Source organism: Streptomyces liangshanensis (genome assembly GCF_011694815.1).
GTDB lineage: Bacteria > Actinomycetota > Actinomycetes > Streptomycetales > Streptomycetaceae > Streptomyces > Streptomyces liangshanensis.
In genome coordinates this window covers 6,921,487-6,937,643 of the sequence record NZ_CP050177.1, presented here as the reverse complement: position 1 = coordinate 6,937,643, position 16,157 = coordinate 6,921,487, and the positions used below count along the sequence as shown (strand labels likewise).

Annotated in this window: 15 protein-coding genes; 9 read left to right on the top strand and 6 right to left on the bottom strand. The window is 72.8% G+C overall.

Translation table 11 applies throughout. From position 1 onward, the window contains the following. The first annotated feature begins 20 nt into the window (after positions 1-20). Genes HA039_RS30180 through HA039_RS30170 form a run of 3 tightly spaced genes read left to right on the top strand, consistent with a single transcriptional unit; the run spans position 21 to position 3,035 of the window. Positions 21-1,046: a FecCD family ABC transporter permease gene (locus HA039_RS30180; RefSeq protein WP_167034660.1), complete on the top strand. Its 1,026-nt coding sequence runs from the start codon at positions 21-23 to the stop codon at positions 1,044-1,046. A gap of 2 nt (positions 1,047-1,048) precedes the next feature. Further along, positions 1,049-2,158 (top strand): FecCD family ABC transporter permease, encoded by a 1,110-nt coding sequence (locus HA039_RS30175; protein WP_167034658.1) that lies wholly within the window; start codon positions 1,049-1,051, stop codon positions 2,156-2,158. 4 nt (positions 2,159-2,162) lie between these two features. Beyond that, positions 2,163-3,035, top strand: a complete 873-nt coding sequence (locus HA039_RS30170; RefSeq protein ID WP_167034656.1) for an ABC transporter ATP-binding protein — start codon at positions 2,163-2,165, stop codon at positions 3,033-3,035. A 90-nt stretch (positions 3,036-3,125) separates the two neighbouring features. On the opposite strand, the gene argB is transcribed toward HA039_RS30170, so the two are convergent. Both argB and HA039_RS30160 read right to left on the bottom strand, forming a co-directional pair. Further along, positions 3,126-4,007: an acetylglutamate kinase gene (gene argB, locus HA039_RS30165; RefSeq protein WP_167034654.1), complete on the bottom strand. Its 882-nt coding sequence runs from the start codon at positions 4,005-4,007 to the stop codon at positions 3,126-3,128. Continuing rightward, positions 4,004-4,951, bottom strand: coding sequence for a methionyl-tRNA formyltransferase (locus HA039_RS30160; protein ID WP_167034652.1), 948 nt, complete (start codon positions 4,949-4,951; stop codon positions 4,004-4,006). The genes argB and HA039_RS30160 overlap by 4 nt, the downstream gene beginning before the upstream one ends. A gap of 76 nt (positions 4,952-5,027) precedes the next feature. On the opposite strand from HA039_RS30160, the gene HA039_RS30155 reads away from it, so the two are divergent. Beyond that, entirely contained in the window at positions 5,028-6,425 is a 1,398-nt protein-coding gene (locus HA039_RS30155; RefSeq protein ID WP_167034650.1) for a lysine N(6)-hydroxylase/L-ornithine N(5)-oxygenase family protein, read from the top strand. A 49-nt stretch (positions 6,426-6,474) separates the two neighbouring features. Here HA039_RS30155 and HA039_RS30150 read toward each other — a convergent pair whose 3' ends face one another. The 4 genes from HA039_RS30150 to HA039_RS30135 form a co-directional block, all read right to left on the bottom strand. Continuing rightward, positions 6,475-7,608 (bottom strand): PP2C family protein-serine/threonine phosphatase, encoded by a 1,134-nt coding sequence (locus HA039_RS30150; protein WP_243869829.1) that lies wholly within the window; start codon positions 7,606-7,608, stop codon positions 6,475-6,477. A gap of 225 nt (positions 7,609-7,833) precedes the next feature. Further along, complete coding sequence (locus HA039_RS30145) at positions 7,834-8,505, bottom strand: response regulator (RefSeq protein WP_167034648.1); 672 nt, start codon at positions 8,503-8,505, stop codon at positions 7,834-7,836. Next, positions 8,502-9,803 carry a sensor histidine kinase gene (locus HA039_RS30140; RefSeq protein WP_167034646.1) on the bottom strand — a complete coding sequence of 434 codons (1,302 nt, stop codon included), beginning with the start codon at positions 9,801-9,803 and terminating at the stop codon, positions 8,502-8,504. The genes HA039_RS30145 and HA039_RS30140 overlap by 4 nt, the downstream gene beginning before the upstream one ends. A gap of 37 nt (positions 9,804-9,840) precedes the next feature. Further along, positions 9,841-12,051 carry an MMPL family transporter gene (locus HA039_RS30135; protein WP_167034644.1) on the bottom strand — a complete coding sequence of 737 codons (2,211 nt, stop codon included), beginning with the start codon at positions 12,049-12,051 and terminating at the stop codon, positions 9,841-9,843. Between the two features lie 237 nt (positions 12,052-12,288). On the opposite strand from HA039_RS30135, the gene HA039_RS30130 reads away from it, so the two are divergent. The 5 genes from HA039_RS30130 to HA039_RS30110 all read left to right on the top strand — a co-directional run bounded on the left by HA039_RS30130 (position 12,289) and on the right by HA039_RS30110 (position 16,100). Continuing rightward, a complete protein-coding gene (locus tag HA039_RS30130; protein WP_167034642.1) occupies positions 12,289-12,870 on the top strand; it encodes an isochorismatase family protein in 582 nt (193 codons plus the stop codon). Between the two features lie 127 nt (positions 12,871-12,997). Continuing rightward, positions 12,998-13,645 (top strand): signal peptidase I, encoded by a 648-nt coding sequence (gene lepB / locus HA039_RS30125; RefSeq protein ID WP_243869826.1) that lies wholly within the window; start codon positions 12,998-13,000, stop codon positions 13,643-13,645. A gap of 150 nt (positions 13,646-13,795) precedes the next feature. Beyond that, a complete protein-coding gene (locus HA039_RS30120) occupies positions 13,796-14,395 on the top strand; it encodes a hypothetical protein (protein ID WP_167034638.1) in 600 nt (199 codons plus the stop codon). Between the two features lie 61 nt (positions 14,396-14,456). Then, positions 14,457-15,083 carry a class F sortase gene (locus tag HA039_RS30115; protein WP_167034636.1) on the top strand — a complete coding sequence of 209 codons (627 nt, stop codon included), beginning with the start codon at positions 14,457-14,459 and terminating at the stop codon, positions 15,081-15,083. A gap of 237 nt (positions 15,084-15,320) precedes the next feature. Further along, the gene (locus HA039_RS30110; RefSeq protein WP_167034634.1) at positions 15,321-16,100 is read left to right on the top strand and encodes an SDR family NAD(P)-dependent oxidoreductase; all 780 of its coding nucleotides are present in this window, start codon (positions 15,321-15,323) and stop codon (positions 16,098-16,100) included. Positions 16,101-16,157: the final 57 nt, after the last annotated feature.

Below are 16,157 nucleotides of genomic sequence, written 5' to 3'. Positions count from 1 at the left end.
GTTGACGTGGAGAGAGTTCGGTGACCCGGGCGAAAGCCCCTCGCGCGGTGCTCCTCGTGGCGCTGCCCGGCGCCGCCCTTCTCACCCTGTGCCTGCTGTCGATCGCGTTCGGAGCCCTGAGCGTTCCGCTCGGCCAGGTCGTGGAGACCCTGTTCGGCCACGCGCCCAGCGCGCGGATCGACAGTGTCATCTGGTCGGTACGGATCCCCCGTACCGCCCTCGGCCTGGCGGCGGGAGCGGCCCTCGGCCTGTCGGGCTGCCTGATGCAGGCGCTGACCCGCAATCCGCTGGCCGACCCCGGCGTGCTCGGGGTCAGCGCGGGGGCGGCCTTCGCGATCGCGGTGTCCGTCGGGGTGTTCGGCCTCGGGTCGGTCTACGGCTACATCTGGTTCGCCTTCGCCGGGGCGCTGTTCGCGAGTGTCCTGGTGTATCTGCTGGGCGGGGTCGGGAGATCCTGCTCGACCCCGGTCAAACTCGCCCTCGCGGGCGTCGCGATCACCTCGCTGCTGTCCTCGCTGACCAGCGCCATCGTCCTCACCGACGCGGACGCCCTGAACCGCTTCCGCTTCTGGGAGGCGGGGTCGCTCGCCAACCAGAACGGCGACACGCTCGTCCGGGTGCTGCCGTTCCTCGCGGTGGGCGCCGTCCTCGCCCTCGCCTCCGCGCCGGCGCTCAACAGCCTCGCGCTGGGCGACGACGTGGCCGCCTCGCTGGGCCTGCGGCTGGGGCTGATACGCGTCCAGGGCGTGGCCGCCGTGACCCTGCTGACCGGAGGCGCGGTGGCGGTCATCGGCCCCGTGGTCTTCGTCGGACTGGTCGTCCCGCACCTCGCCCGGATCCTCACCCAGGCGGCGGGCATCGGCCCCGACCACCGGTGGCTGCTGCCGCTGTCGGCGGTGCTCGCGCCCTGCCTGCTGCTCCTCGCCGACATCGCCGGACGCCTGATCGCGCGCCCGGTGGAGATCCAGGCCGGCATCCTGGTCGCCTTCATCGGGGGCCCGTTCTTCATCGCGATGGTCCGCCGACGACGACTCGCGGAGCTGTGAACATGACCGGTCCGCTGCCCACCCGTACCCCGGCCGCCGTCACCGCGCCCGCGCCGGTTCCGCGCCGTACCGCCGGCCGGGTCCCGTACCGGCTGGCCTTCCCGCCCGTGTCCGGGGTGCTGCGGCCCCGGCTGGTCGCGGTGTGCGCCGGCCTCGCCGTGGCGACCTTCGTCGTCTTCTGCTGGGGCATGTCCGTGGGCGAGATCCCCCTCGGGCTGTCCGACGTGGTGAAGGCCGTGCTCGGCACGGGCGACCCCGGAACCCAGCTGATCGTCCGGGAGTTGCGCCTGCCCCGCGCGACCACCGGGCTGCTCGTCGGGATCGCCTTCGGGATCTCCGGCGCCCTCTTCCAGACCATGACGCTCAACCCGCTCGCCAGCCCCGACATGATCGGGATCACCCAGGGCGCGGGCGCGGCGGTCGTCGCCGGGCTCGTCCTCGGCTGGGACGCGGGGCTGAGCACCCAATCGCTGGGCCTGGCGGGCGCGTTGGCCGCCGCCCTGATCGTGTACGTGCTGGCCTGGAAGCGCGGGACCACCGGCTACCGGATCGTGCTCGTCGGGATCGGCGTCTCCTGGATCTGCACGAGCGTCACGGACTATCTGATGGCCCACGGCGGGCAGTTCCAGGCCCAGGCCTCGCTCGGCTGGCTCGTCGGGAACCTCAACGGCCGCGGCTGGAACGAGGTCCGGCCGCTCGCGGTCGCGATGGCCGTGCTCGTCCCGGTCTCGCTGCTGCTCGGCCGCCGGCTGCGCACCCTGCAACTGGGCGACGACGTGGCCCACGGCCTGGGCACCTCGGTGCAGGCCGTGCGGCTGGTGACCCTGCTCACCGGGGTCGGGCTGGTGGCGTTCGGTACGGCGGCGGCGGGACCGGTCGCGTTCGTGGCGCTGGCCGCGCCGCAGGTCGCGCAGCGGCTCGCCCGGACCGCCTGGCCCCCGCCGGTGGCCGCCGGTCTCACCGGCGCGCTGATGGTGCTGGCCGCGGACCTGGCCGCGCGGGAGCTGATCCCCGATACGGAACTTCCCGTCGGCGTGGTGACCGGGGTGCTCGGCGCGCCGGTGCTGCTCTGGCTGCTCGTCCGCGCCAATCGCGTCGGCTCAGGAGGCTGAACCCATGACATCGCCATCGAAATCCGCGCCCGGCACCGGCCGGACGGCCACACCTGCCGACACCGCCTCCGGATCCGGTCCCGACCTGCGGGCCGAAGGGGTACGGCTCGCCTACGACAACCGGGTCGTGGCCGAGCACCTGGACGTGGCGATCCCGCCCGGCCGGGTGACGGCGATCGTCGGGGCCAACGCCTGCGGCAAGTCGACCCTGTTGCGGGCGCTGGCCCGGCTGCTGTCCCCGCGCGAGGGCACGGTCCGGCTCGACGGGCGTTCCCTGCACTCCATCCCGACGCGGGAGTTGGCCCAGCGGCTCGGCATCCTGCCCCAGGGCCCGGTGGCACCGGAGGGCCTGACGGTCATCGACCTGGTGGGGCGGGGCCGTTCACCGCACCAGACGTGGTGGCGGCAGTGGTCCAAGGGCGACGAGCAGGCCGTGCACGACGCGCTGCGGGCGACCGCGATGACGGACCTGGCGGACCGCCCGGTCGACGAACTGTCCGGCGGCCAGCGCCAACGGGCCTGGATCGCCATGGCGGTGGCGCAGGGCACCCCCGTACTGCTCCTGGACGAGCCGACGACGTACCTCGACCTGGCGCACCAGATCGACGTCCTGGACCTGATCACGGACCTCAACCGGCACGAGAACCGCACGGTCGTGATGGTCCTCCACGACCTCAACCAGGCCTGCCGGTACGCGGACCACGTCATCGCCATGAAGTCCGGCGCGATCGTGGCCGAGGGTCCCCCGGCCGAGGTCATCACCGCGCGGACGGTGGAGGAGGTCTTCGGCCTGCGCTGCCGGATCACTCGGGACCCGGTCAGCGGCACCCCCATGGTCATCCCCATGAGCCGCCACCACGAACCCGCCTTGCCGTAAGAACGAAGCTCCGAACAGGGCGAGTTGGGCGGGCCACCCAGAACACCGGACGGACCCGGATGGGGCCCGTCCGGCGGTTCGTCCGGGCTGCTACGCGCGCGCTTCCCCCGCCGTGTCCGGCAGGACCGTCGTGCCCGACGCCCCCGGCGTCAGCAGGGCCGTCCGCAGGGCGTGGGGGACGCGGCCGTCCAGGACCTGGGCGGAGGGCACTCCCGCGCGTACCGCCTCGCGGCACGCCTCCATCTTCGGGAGCATCCCGCCGTCCAGGCCGGGCAGCAGGAGGTCCAGGTCGCCCGCCGTGAGCCGGTCCACGACGCGGTCGCTGTGCGGCCAGTGCGCGTACAGGCCCGGCACGTCCGTGAGGACGACCAGGGCCTCCGCCTCCAGCGCCGCCGCGATCGCGCCCGCCGCCGTGTCGGCGTTGACGTTGTAGATCTCGCCCGCCTCGCCGCGCGCGACCGGTGAGACGACCGGGATGTGGCCGTGGTCCAGCAGGACCCGTACGGCCGCCGCGTCGACCTTGGTGATGGTCCCCACCATGCCGATGTCGACCGGCTCCCCCGCCACCCGCGCGTAGTGCTTCTCCGCCGTCAGGGTGTGCGCGTCCTCGCCGGTGAGGCCGACCGCGTACGGACCGTGCGCGTTGAGCAGTCCGACCAACTCGCGCTGGACCTTGCCCGACAGCACCATCCGTACGACGTCCATCGCCTCCGGCGTCGTCACGCGCAGCCCCGCCTCGAAGCGGGACTCCAGCCCGTGCCGGGCGAGTTGGGCGCTGATCTGCGGGCCCCCGCCGTGCACGACGACGGGCTTCACCCCGGCCGCGCGCAGCTCGGCGACGTCCTGGGCGAACGCGCGCTTGAGCGAGTCGTCCACCATCGCGTTCCCGCCGAACTTGACGACGACGATCCGGCCGCGCAAGCGCTCCAGGGCCCCGGCGGCGGGGCCGGCCGGCGCGAGGAGGCCGCTCACGGACGGGCGGTCAGGTAGCCGCCCATGGTCCGGAAGTGGTCCGTGGCGGCGTGCTCCACGCCGTCCTCCGTCCGTACCCGCTTGACCAGCAGGCCCTTGCTCCGCCCGAAGCGCGCCTCCGTGCCCGCCACGATGACCACGCCGTCGCCCTCACGGATGAAGACGCGGCCCGGCGTGCCCCCGTAGTTGGCCTCGGAGAGCGCCGCCGAGACGATGCGTATGCGCTCCCCCCGGTGGTACGTGAAGGCGTTGGGGTACGGGTCCGACTGGGCCCGCACCAGCCGCTCCAGGTCCTCGGCCGGCCACGTCCAGTCGATCCGGCTGTCCTCCAGGGACCGCTTGTGGAAGAAGCTGGCCCGGCTCCGGTCCTGCGGGACCCACTCCGCGGTGCCCGCCTCGATCCGGTCGAGGGAGTCCCGCACGATCGGCCCGATGAGGTCGACGGTCCGGTGGAAGAGGTCGGTGGCCGTGTCGGTCGGCCCGACCGGGACGGAACGCTGGAACACGACGTCCCCGGCGTCCAGTTCGCCGTCCATGCGGTGCGCGGTGACGCCCACCTCCCGCTCGCCGTTGATCAGCGCCCAGATCAGCGGCGAGAACCCCGCGTACGAAGGCAGCAGCGAGTCATGGACGTTGAGCGTGCCGTGCGGCGGCAGGTCGAAGATCTCCGGCGGCAGCCACGTACGCCAGTTGTTGGCGACGATGATGTCCGGCGCGGCGTCGCGCAGCGCCCGGAGCAACTCCTCGTCGTCGGGGCGGTTGCGCAGCAGCACCGGTACGCCGTGCTTCTCGGCGAGTTCGGCCACCGAGTCGTCCCAGATCTTCTCGTACACGTGCTCGCTCTTGGGGTGGGTCACCACCAGGACCACTTCGTGAGTGGAGTCGAGCAGCGCTTGGAGCGTGCGATGACCCCAGGTCTGGTAGCCGAACATGACGACCCGCATGGTGAATCCTCCTCAGACGTTGCAAGGTAAGGCTAACCTTATCTAACATGTGCCTGCTTAGGGAGGCGATGACGCGGTGAACCCACTGCACAGTGAGCCGGGCTCGGTCCAGGACATCCATGACGTGATCGGCATCGGCTTCGGGCCGTCGAACCTGGCGCTCGCGATAGCGATCCAGGAACACAACGCACGAGTTCCCGACGACGAACGGATACGGGCCGGGTTCCTGGAGAAGCAACCGCGGTTCGGCTGGCACCGGGGCATGCTCATCGACGATGCCACGATGCAGGTCTCCTTTCTCAAGGACCTGGTCACGATGCGGGACCCGACGAGCGGCTTCAGCTTCCTGTCGTACCTGCGCGAGCAGGGCAGGCTGGTCGACTTCCTCAACCAGAAGACGCTGTTCCCCCTCCGCATCGAGTTCCACGACTACTTCGAGTGGGCCGCCGCCCGCGTCGGCGGCCTCGTCACGTACGGCTCCGAGGTCGTCTCCGTCGACCCGGTGACGGTGGACGGCGAGGTCCGCTGGTTCGACGTGACCAGCCGCGACCCCCGGGACCCGGAGGCCCGGATCGTGCGCCGGGCGCGCAACCTCGTCGTCGCCACGGGCCTGGAGCCCCACCTGCCGCCCGGGACCGTCCTGTCGGACCAGGTCTGGCACAACAGCCAGCTCATGCCCCGCGTCGCGGAGTTGGCGGGCAGCGGCAAGGAGGTGCGCCGGGTCGTGGTGCTGGGCGCCGGGCAGAGCGCCGCGGAGGCGGTCGACTACCTGCACCGCAGCTTCCCGGAGGCCGAGGTCTGCTCGGTCTTCTCCAAGTACGGCTACACACCCGCCGACGACAGCCCCTTCGCCAACCGGATCTTCGACCCGGAGGCCGTCGACATCTACTACAACGCGCCGCGCGGCGTGAAGCAGTCGCTCTTCGACTACCACCGGGGCACCAACTACTCGGTGGTGGACATGGACCTGATCGAGGCCCTGTCCCGGACCATGTACCAGGAGAAGGTCCAGGGCCGGGAGCGGCTGCGCATGCTGAACGTGTCGCGCATCCGCGAGGTCGAACCGCGCGGGGACCGGCTGGACATCACGGTGGAGTACCTGCCGACCGGCGAGCGGGAGGTCCTCACCGCGGACGTCCTCGTCCACGGCACCGGATACCGGCCGCAGGACCTCGGCGAGCGGCTGGGCGGGGTGGGCAAGCTGTGCCTGCGCGACGACGAGGACGCGCTGCTCGTGGACCGCGACCACCGGGTGGTGACGGCCGCGAACGTGACCTCGGGGATCTATCTCCAGGGCGGTACGGAACACACGCACGGGATCACGTCGACGCTGCTGTCGAACACGGCGGTACGGGCGGGCGAGATCCACGAGGCGCTGCTCGCGGAGCGCAGGAGCAGGACCGGCGCCGGCGCAGGCGCCCTGCCCCCGGAGACCGCCGAGGCCGCCGCCCCGGCGGCGAGCGGCGCGGCCTGAGGGCCTGAGGGAGTGCGTGCGGGGGCCGGACGGCGCCAGCCGGTCGGCCTCAGGCCGTCGGCAGCTCCGGCTGCTCGCGCAGCCGCTCCAGGGCGACCAGCGCCACGTCGTCCTCCAGCCGTCCCTCGACGTGTTCCAGCAGGTCCTTCAGCAGGCGCTGGAGCAGCTCGTCGGGGTCGCACCAGAGCAGCGCGTCGAAGCGTTCCTGGGCGGGGTAGAACGCGCCGGTGCCGTCCCGGGCCTCCAGCAGGCCGTCGGTGTGCAGGAGCAGGGTGTCGCCGGATTCCAGCGGGAAGGTGTCCAGCTGGTAGTCGTCGACGCCCTGCGCCAGCCCGAGCGGCGGCGCGGGGTGCGGCGAGCGCAGCACCGTCGTGACGCCGTGGTGGGAGCGCAGGGGCGGCGGATGGCCGCAGCTGATCATCCGGACCACGGGGGCGTCGTCGGGGATCTCCAGGACCAGGGCGGTGATGAACCGCTCACCGCTGTCCCGGTCGGTCTTGCCGACCTCGCGCAGGTGCCGCCCGACGCTTCCTTCCAGCGAGGCCACCAGGTCCGGCAGGGTGGCGTCACGGTGGGCGGCCTCCCGGAAGGCCCCCAGCACGGCCGCCGCGTCGTCGACCGCGGGGAGGCCCTTGCCCCGTACGTCCCCGATGATCAGGCGGACGGCGCCCGGGGTCCGCTCGGCGGCGTACAGGTCGCCGCCGATCTGCGCCTGGGCCGCGGCCGAGCGGTACACCGAGGCGATCCGCAGCCGCCCGATCCGGCGTGGCAAGGGGCGCAGGACCGCGCGCTGGGCGGCGTCCGAGACGGATCTCGCCTGGACCAGCGCCTTGAAGTCCATGTCCCGAAGGCGCCAGAAGAGCACGACCAGTCCGCAGACCACCAGGAGGTCGATCAGGTGGATGGGCAGGATCGGGGAGTCCATGAGGCCGTCGCGGATGTCGAGCGCGGCGGCCGATATACACGCCAGGCCGGTGATGAGGGCGGTGAACCGGGGGCCCATCAGCCCGGCGGTCAGCGCCGGTACGGCGACCAGCAGCGACGCGAGGTGGATGTCTCCCGGCACCAGGAATCCGACCACGGTCACGACGCACAGCACCGCGAGCGGCAGTACCGAGGGCGCCTGCCACAGCAGCCGGAGCAGGAACGCCTTCCCCGCCGTGCCTCCGGACCAGCGCGCCACGGGCCCCGGGCGGGCACGGGTGGCGGTGGAGGGTGTCCGTTCTCTCAAAGGGGGGCCTCAAGCGGGAGCGGGTGGGTCGGGGTCGGTCGCGGGTCGGTCCCGGTGACAGGCCTTTGATCAGCCATTGTCCGGATTTTGACCTCGTCCAACTGTACGTGCATCACGCCGAAGGTCCAGGCCTCCGGCGGACAACTGTTGCGCGAGGGCAAGAATCGGCCGGTCCGGTCAGGCCGAGCCCGGCTGCACGATGCCGGACTCGTACGCCAGGATCACCACCTGCGCGCGGTCCCGGGCCCCGAGCTTGGCCATCGCCCGGTTGACATGGGTCTTCACTGTGACCGGGCTCACGTACAGCTGGGTGGCGATGTCCTGGTTGGACAGCCCCCGCCCGACCCACGTGACCACTTCCCGTTCGCGCGGCGTCAGACCGGCCAGCCGCTCCGCCGCGTCCGGGTTCGGCCGCTCGGTCTGGGCGAGGAAGCGGGAGATGACGCTCTTCGTGGCGGCGGGCGACAGGAGCATGTCGCCCGTCGCGATCACCCGGATCGCGTCGAGCAGTTCCTCGGGGTTGATGCCCTTGCCGAGGAAGCCGCTGGCCCCGGCGCGCAGCGCCTCCGCCACGTACTCGTCGTTCTCGAAGGTGGTCAGGATCAGCACCCGGACCCCGGCCAGGTCCTCGTCCGCCATGATCAGCCGGGTCGCGTCGAGGCCGTTCATGCCGGGCATGCGGATGTCCATCAGGACGACCTCGGCCTGGCTGCTGAGGGCCAGCGCGACCGCCTCACGCCCGTCCGACGCCTCGGCGACGACCTCCATGTCCGGCTCGGAGTCGATGAGCAGCCGGAACGTACCCCGCAGCAGGGCCTGGTCGTCGGCGAGCAGCACTCTGATCGTCATGCCCGCCCGCCCCCGATGAGGCGTACGCCGATGATCGAGCAGGCGTCGGCGGGGGCCGGGATCCGGCCGCCGGGGGCGGGGGCCTCCGCGGGGTCGTCGACCGGGCCGACGGGCGGCGCCGGGGAGGACACGGGGCTCAGCGGCAGTTCGCCCACCACCCGGAAGCCCGTCTCGGGGGCGGGCCGCGCCCCGGCCGTCAGGGTGCCGCCCGCCGTCCGGGCGCGCTCGTGCATCCCGATGAGGCCGTAGCCGATGCCCGCTCCCGTACCGGCGTCCCGTCCGTCGTCCTCGACGGTGATCCGCACCTGGGCGGCCGCGTAATCGAGGCACACCCGGGCGCGGGCCCGGCCGGCGTGCTTGTGGGTGTTGGTCAGGGCCTCCTGGATGATCCGGTACGCCGTGAGGTCGGCGGTCGCCGACAGGGCGCCCGGCTCCCCTGTGGTCACCAGGTCCACCGCGAGCCCGGAGTGGCGGAACCGCTCCAGCAGGTCGTCCAGGTCGGCCAGGCCCGGCGCGGGCTGGGTGGAGGGCGCCTCGCCGGGCTGGCGCAGCAGGCCGACGGTGGCGCGCAGTTCGTCCAGGGCCGACCGGCTGGTGTCCCGGATCCGTTCGAGTGCCACGTACGCGTGCTCCGGGTCGGTGCGCATCAGGTGGTGGGCCACCCCGGCCTGGGCGTTGACCAGGGTGATGTGGTGGGCGACGACGTCGTGCAGCTCGCGGGCGATCCGTACCCGCTCCTCCGTCACCCGGCGCAGCGCGACGTCCTCGCGGGTCCGCTCGGCGCGCTCGGCCCGCTCCGTCGCGGCCGCCAGGACCTCCCGGCGGCTGCGGACGCCGTCGCTGATCGCGACGGGCAGGCAGGTCCAGGGCAGCACACCGAGGTTCATCGGCAGGTTGTCCACCCCGGGCCGGGCGATCAGCGCGACGGCGGTCAGCGAGAGGACGACCGCCCCCGCGAACCGCCACGCGGTACGGCGGCCGGTGTGCGCGGCCATCACGTACAGCGCGATCACGGTCGCGGTGGGGTAGGTCTTCTGGAAGTCCGGCTCGATCAGGAACAGCCGGGTGACGTCGAGGACGGCGGTCGCCAGCACGACGGGCACCGGCCAGCGGCTGCCGACGAGCAGCGGCAGGCAGGTCAGCACCACCAGGCCGGCCGGTACGGCGATGGCGGAGTCCGACGCCCTGAGCGCGACGCTGAGGGTGATCGACAGCAGCACGACGGCGGTCCCGAGGGCCACCACGGCGTCGTGCAGCGCCGGGCGCGCCCTGACCCGGCTCAGCACCGTTGGGATCACACGTCCTCCTTCGCCGTACGGGGGGCTCGCCGGGGGCTCAGCGCCCGACCGGTACGTCCTGCCGGTCCCGCTCCCGCCCGTCCGCGGCGGTGTCGGGCGCCTCGTCGGGTGTCCCCTCGATGGAGAGGTGCGGCAGCAGCTTGTCCAGCCATCGCGGCAGCCACCAGTTGCGCTTGCCGAACAGGTGCATCAGCGCCGGCACGATAACCATACGCACGAGCAGGACGTCCAGGAGCACGGCGAGCGCCAGGCCGAGGCCGAACTCGGCGACGATGCGCTGGCCGCTGAACATGAAGGCCGCGAAGACACACGCCATGATGACGGCGGCGGCCGTGATGATCCGCCCGGTCTCGGCCTGCCCGATCCGTACCGCCCGCGCGTTGTCGCGGGAGAGGGTCCATTCCTCGTGCATCCGGCTGATCAGGAACACCTGGTAGTCCATGGACAGGCCGAACAGGATCGCGATCATCATGACGGGCGCGAACGCCTCGACCGGTCCGGCCGCTCCGGCGCCCAGCGCCTCGGAGATCCAGCCCCACTGGAAGGCCGCGACCACCGCGCCGAAGGCCACGCCCATGGTCAGCAGGTTCATCACCACGCCGATGAGCGGGACCAGCACACTGCGGAAGGCCACCATCATCAGCAGGCACCCCAGGCTGACGATGATCACGATGAACAGCGGCAGCTTGGACACGATGACGTCGGAGAAGTCGACGCCGCTCGCGGTGCTGCCGCCCACGTAGACCTGGAGGTCGGTGCCCTTCTCCGCGCCGGGGACCACGTCGTCCCGCAGGTGGGTGATCAGGTCGGTGGTCTGCACGGACTGCGGCGACGTGGTCGGGACGACCTGGATCGTGGCGACGTCCTGGCCGGGGGCCAGCGGCGGGGCGACCACCTGGGCGACCCCCTTCACCCCGGAGAGGTCGGTGGCCAGGGACTCCAGCGCCGTCTTGTCCTTGGCGTGGGGTGCCTGGGCCACCAGCAGCAGCGGCCCGTTGAAGCCGGGGCCGAAGCCGTCCGCGAGGAGGTCGTACGACTGGCGGCTCGCGCTCGACGAGGGGTCGTTGCCCGCGTCGGCGTTGCCCAGCCGCAGCGAAAACACCGGCAGGGAGATGACCACCATCACCAGGAGGGCCAGCAGCGCCTTGCCGCGCGGCTTCGCCAGGACCGCCGAGGCCCAGCGGCCCCACACGCCCTTCTGCTCCTCCTGGACGGGGCCGTGTTCGCGCAGCCTGGTGCGCTGCTTGCGGCTCAGCACCCGGTGTCCCATCAGCCCGAGGAGGGCCGGCAGGAGGGTGATCGAGGCGAGCACGGTGAGGGCGACGGTGAGTGCGGAGGCGGCCGCCATGCCGTTGAGGAAGCCGATGCCGAGCGCGTACTGCCCCAGCAGGGCGACCACGACGGTCAGTCCGGCGAAGATGACCGCGCGTCCCGAGGTGTCCAGGGCCCGCGCCGCCGCGTCCTCGACGGACGACCCGGCCATCAGGCCCTTGCGGTGCCGGTTGACGATGAACAACGCGTAGTCGATGCCGACGCCGAGCCCGACCAGGGCGGCGACCGTGGTCGCCACGTCGGGGATGGAGAGGGTGTGGCTGAGCACGCCGGTGCCCATGATGCCGGCGCCGACCCCGGCGACGGCGGTGAGGATCGGCAGGGTCGCGGCCCACAGCGAGCGGAAGAGCAGCAGCATGATCAGCAGCGCCGCGATCACCCCGACGATCTCGCTGGTCGGCTTGATCTCGTTCTCGGCGGCCCGGAAGGCCTGCCCGCCGTACTGCACGTCGACCTGGTCCGTACGCGCCTGCTTCACCAGCGAGATGACGTGCTCGACCTGCGCCTTGTCGACGTCGTTCGCGGCCTTGTCCAGCGTCACCGTCGCGTACGCGGTGGTCGTGTCCTTGCTGATCTGCCCGGCGCCGCCCGGGGCGTACGGACTGCTCACCGACGCCACCCCGGGCGCCTTGGCTATCCGGTCCAGCACGCCCGTCAGGTCCTGGCGCACCGCGCTGTCCGTCACCTTGCCGCCGGAGGTGTGCCACACGACGGTGTCCCGGTCGCCCGAGGCCGCCGGGCTGTTCTTCTTCAGCAGGTCCAGGGCCTTGCTGGACTCGGTGCTCGGCGCGGACAGCGTCGTACTGAACGCGCTGCCCACGCTCTGCGACACCGCTCCCAGTCCGACCAGCACCCCCAGCCAGATCAGTGCGGTCAGGAGCCGGTGCCGGTAGCACCAGCGGGCAAGGGCGGACATCGGTCCTCCAGGAACAAAGTGCGGCTGAAGCGGCGGGAAGGGGCGCGGGCGCGGAAGGCGCCGGGCGGGCTCGGCACTGAGCCCACCTCGCGCGTGTCCCACACTTCCTCAGGACGTCCCGTACGTCGTCCTGCCACCGCAGGCGCCCTGCCTGCTGCGATCGCAGCAGGCAGGGACGCGTCAACGCACCCCGAAATCGACTGGAGCGGCTCCGGCGGCGAAGGTCATCATGGCGGGATGAACTCTCCCGCGCTCCCCGCAGAGGCCCTGCTCGTGGTGGACGTCCAGTCCGCCTTCGTCTCCGGTGACGGGGCGGTGCCCGACGCGGCCCGGCTCGTGGACCGGACGACGGACCTGATCGCCCGGGCCCGCGAGAGCGGCGCGCTGGTCGTCCACGTGCAGAACGACGGGGCGGCGGGCGCGGACGACGAGGCCCACACGCCCGGCTGGGAACTGCACCACCCGGTCGAGGCGGGCCCCACCGAGGTCGTGGTCCGCAAGACCAGGGACGACGGCTTCGACGGGACGCCGCTGGGCGGCCTGTTGGCCGGCTTCGGGGTGCGGGCACTGGTCGTCTGCGGTGTGATGTCCGAGATGTGCGTCGCGGCGACCGCGCGGACGGCGCTGGCGCGGGGCTACCGGGTGGTCCTGCCGCACGACGCGCACGCGACCCAGGACGTCCCGGCGATGCCCGGCCTCGGCGACCGCGTGCCGGCCGCGACGGTCTCCCGCGTCGCGGAATGGTCGCTCGGCGACCGGGTGGAGATCGCGGCGCGCGCGGCCGACGTCACGTTCGCCTCCCCCGCCCACGCGTCCTGAATCCGCCGCCCGCGCCCCGGCCGATGCCCCGTCACCCAGGGCGGATACCCTCCCGCTTGCGCCGCCCCGATGCCCGGGGTGCGCGGCACGAGGGGGGAAGAGCATGCGCGGGGGACGAGGACCGGCCGTGACGGCCTGGGTGTTGGTGCCGTTGGGCCTGATCCTGCTCGTCGGCTCGGTGCTGTACGTACGGTCGGGCTACACGCGGGCGACGGTCGTGAGCGGCAGCATGGCGCCCGCCTACACCCCGGGTGACCGGCTGGTCGTCGAGCGGACGGACGGGGACGCCGTCCACCGCGGCGACGTCGTGCAGTTCACGATGCCGGAGGGCGTCGCGGAGGGCGACGCCTTCCAGCGGGTGATCGGCGTCGCGGGAGATCGCGTGGCCTGCTGCGAGGGCAGCGGCAAGGACGAGCGGGTCACGGTCAACGGGAAGCCGCTGGACGAGCCGTACGTCTTCGACGGCATCGCGGACGGACTCGACCACCCGTACGACGTGACCGTTCCGCGCGGCCGGCTGTTCCTGCTCGGCGACCACCGGAGGAACTCCCTGGACTCCCGCTTCTACGGGACGGGGGGCAAGCCGGGCACGGTGTCGGCCGCCGCCGTCCACGGCCGGGTGGTCGACGGCCTCGGCGGGGCCGCGGTGGGCTTGGCGGCCGGCCTGCTCGGGCTGGTCCTCACGCTCACCGGGGCGGGCTGCGGGATCGCCGCCCTCGTCCTCCGGAGGAAGCGCGCCGCGGCCCAGGTGCCGCCGCCGCCCGTACGGGTCTGAGCGCGACGGCGGGGGCGGTCCGACCACTGGGCCAGACAGGGCATCTTGCCGGTTTCCCGGCGTTTCGCCGCCGGATTTTGTCGGATATGTGACATCTAGTCAGACGATCACATGCAGTACGACAATCATCCCGGCTTGAAGGAGCCTCCCATGCCCACGTCGCCCTCCCTCCGCTCCGCCCGCTCCCGCTCCGCCGCCGTCCTCGGCGCGTTCGCTCTCGCCGGCGCGTCCCTGGCCGGGGCGTCGGCCGCGGTCGCCGCTCCCGGCGACAGCGGGGACGTGAGGATCCACAACGCCGGGACCCCCGCCGGCAACACCGGGGACGCCCTGAAGGTCTGCAAGTTCAACCTGAGCGCCTTCAACTTCGAGACGGTCCCGCTGGTGACCTTCACCATCACCGCCGAACCGCCCACCCCCGCCCTGCCCACCCTCACCGGCTCGATCACCCTGGCGGCCGGAAAGGGCAACACGGCGGACTACGCGCTCCCCAACGGCACGTACCAACTCAACTGGACGTTCCCGGGCGGGGTGCCCAAGAAGAAGGCCTTCAAGGTCGACTGCCCGCTGGGCAGCGGCGAGCCCCCGCTGCCGTCAGGCGCCGTGGCGGCGGGTGGCGGCGGGGTCGCGAGCCTCGACGGCGGCGACGACTCGTCGACGGGGCTGACCCCGTGGCTGGTCACGGGTGCGGTCGGAGCCGCGGGCCTGCTCCTCGTCCGCCGCGCCCGCCGCCGCGGCCATGGCGCCGCGTAACACCCGACATCGACGCCGCAGAGGGCCGAGTCGCGCCTGCCGCCTCACCCTCACGCTGAGCGTGACCGCCTCGCTGGTGACCGGTGTGGTGTGGGCGTGCGGCGACGCCCCCGCCGATCCACCGGACACCGGGCCCATCGTGCTCGCCGCGCCCGCCGCGGAGAGCGCGAAAGGCGCCGGCCGGCCGGGGCGGACGGCGGCGGCCCCGCGCCCGCCCCGCCCCCTGCCGCCCTCGCCGCCGTTGCGGCTCGCCGTCCCCGCCCTGACCATCGAGGCACCGGTCACCCAGGTGGGGCTGGACCCGGCCGGCCACCTCGGCACTCCCCCGCTGGAGCAGCCGCGTGTGGTCGGCTGGTACCGGGGCGGTCCCACGCCCGGCGAGGCGGGGACCGCTCTGGTCGTGGGCCACCGGGACACCCGTACCGGACCGGCCATCTTCCTCAACCTCAACGTCCTGCGCCCCGGCGACAAGGTCAACATCGCCCGGGCGGACGGACGGACGGCGGTGTTCGGCGTCGATGCCGTGAAGACGTACCGGAAGGACAAGTTCCCCGACAGGGAGGTGTACGGCCGGACCGGGCGCCCCGAGCTGCGCCTGCTGACGTGCGGCGGGAGCTTCGAGAAGAAGACGGGCTACGCGGCCAACATCGTGGTGTTCGCGCACCTGACGGATGTCCGGCGCACGTGACCTCCGGGGCGGGGTACGTACCACCGTGTACGTGCCCCGCTCACGTACACGGTGATGCGTACCTCGCTCACGTACCCCGCGCGCCCGCTCCCGCAGGTGCCCCCGCGTGCCGCTTATGGCCCCCAGAGGCAACGCCGATGGGCGTTCCGGAAGTCCCGGGGCGGGCCGCTCCTTGTACCGGACAGAGCCGCGCGACACCGTGCGCGGCGTTCCGAACCGCTTCAGGAGATGCCCGTCATGACTGTCACCAACGAAGAGTCGGCCACCCGCCGGGACAACCGGCCGGGCGAGCTCACGGACCAGGTCGCCCTCATCACCGGAGGCACGGCCGGGATCGGCCTGGAGACCGCCCGCCTGTTCGTCCGCGAGGGCGCGCACGTCGTCATCTCCGGCCGCAGCGCCGAGCGCGGCGCGAAGGCGCTCGCCGACCTGCCGGACGGCCCCGGCACCGTACGTTTCGTCGCGGCCGACCTCGCGGACCTCGACTCGGTCCACGCCCTGGCGGCGGAGGCCGGCCCGGTCGACATCCTCGTCAACAACGCCTCGGCGTTCCCCGTCGCGCCGACGCTGGAGCAGAGCGTCACCGTGTTCCAGCGGTTGTTCGACACGAACGTCCGCGGCGCCTACTTCCTCACCGCGAGCCTGGTCCCGGCCATGCTCGGCAGGGGCGCGGGCAGCATCGTCAACGTCACCACCATGGCCGCGTCGATGGGTGTGCCCGGCGCCTCGGGCTACAGCGCCACCAAGGCCGCGCTGGACTCGCTCACCCGCACGTGGGCCGCCGAGTTCGGCCCCGGTGGCGTCCGGGTCAACAGTGTCGCCCCCGGCCCGACCCTCACCGACGGCGTCCTGGTCGAGTGGGGTGACGGAGTGGCCGCGCTCGGCAAGACCCTGCCGCTGGGCCGTACCGCCGGGCCCGCGGAGATCGCCGAGGCCATCCTGTTCCTGGCCTCGCCGCGCGCCGGCTTCGTCACCGGCGCCACGCTCGCCGCCGACGGGGGCGCCACCGCCGTGTGAGTCCGCCCTCCCGGGGCGCCGGGCCCGTGACCAGTACTGTCCGGAACACAGGACACC

Excerpts from the sequence above, each read along its gene's own strand:
- HA039_RS30175 (WP_167034658.1), top strand. The coding sequence starts at position 1,049 with ATGACCGGTCCGCTGCCCACCCGTACCCCGGCCGCCGTCACCGCGCCC.
- HA039_RS30170 (WP_167034656.1), top strand. The coding sequence starts at position 2,163 with ATGACATCGCCATCGAAATCCGCGCCCGGCACCGGCCGGACGGCCACA.
- HA039_RS30160 (WP_167034652.1), bottom strand. The coding sequence starts at position 4,951 with ATGCGGGTCGTCATGTTCGGCTACCAGACCTGGGGTCATCGCACGCTC.
- HA039_RS30145 (WP_167034648.1), bottom strand. The coding sequence starts at position 8,505 with ATGACGATCAGAGTGCTGCTCGCCGACGACCAGGCCCTGCTGCGGGGT.
- HA039_RS30135 (WP_167034644.1), bottom strand. The coding sequence starts at position 12,051 with ATGTCCGCCCTTGCCCGCTGGTGCTACCGGCACCGGCTCCTGACCGCA.
- HA039_RS30130 (WP_167034642.1), top strand. The coding sequence starts at position 12,289 with ATGAACTCTCCCGCGCTCCCCGCAGAGGCCCTGCTCGTGGTGGACGTC.
- HA039_RS30120 (WP_167034638.1), top strand. The coding sequence starts at position 13,796 with ATGCCCACGTCGCCCTCCCTCCGCTCCGCCCGCTCCCGCTCCGCCGCC.
- HA039_RS30110 (WP_167034634.1), top strand. The coding sequence starts at position 15,321 with ATGACTGTCACCAACGAAGAGTCGGCCACCCGCCGGGACAACCGGCCG.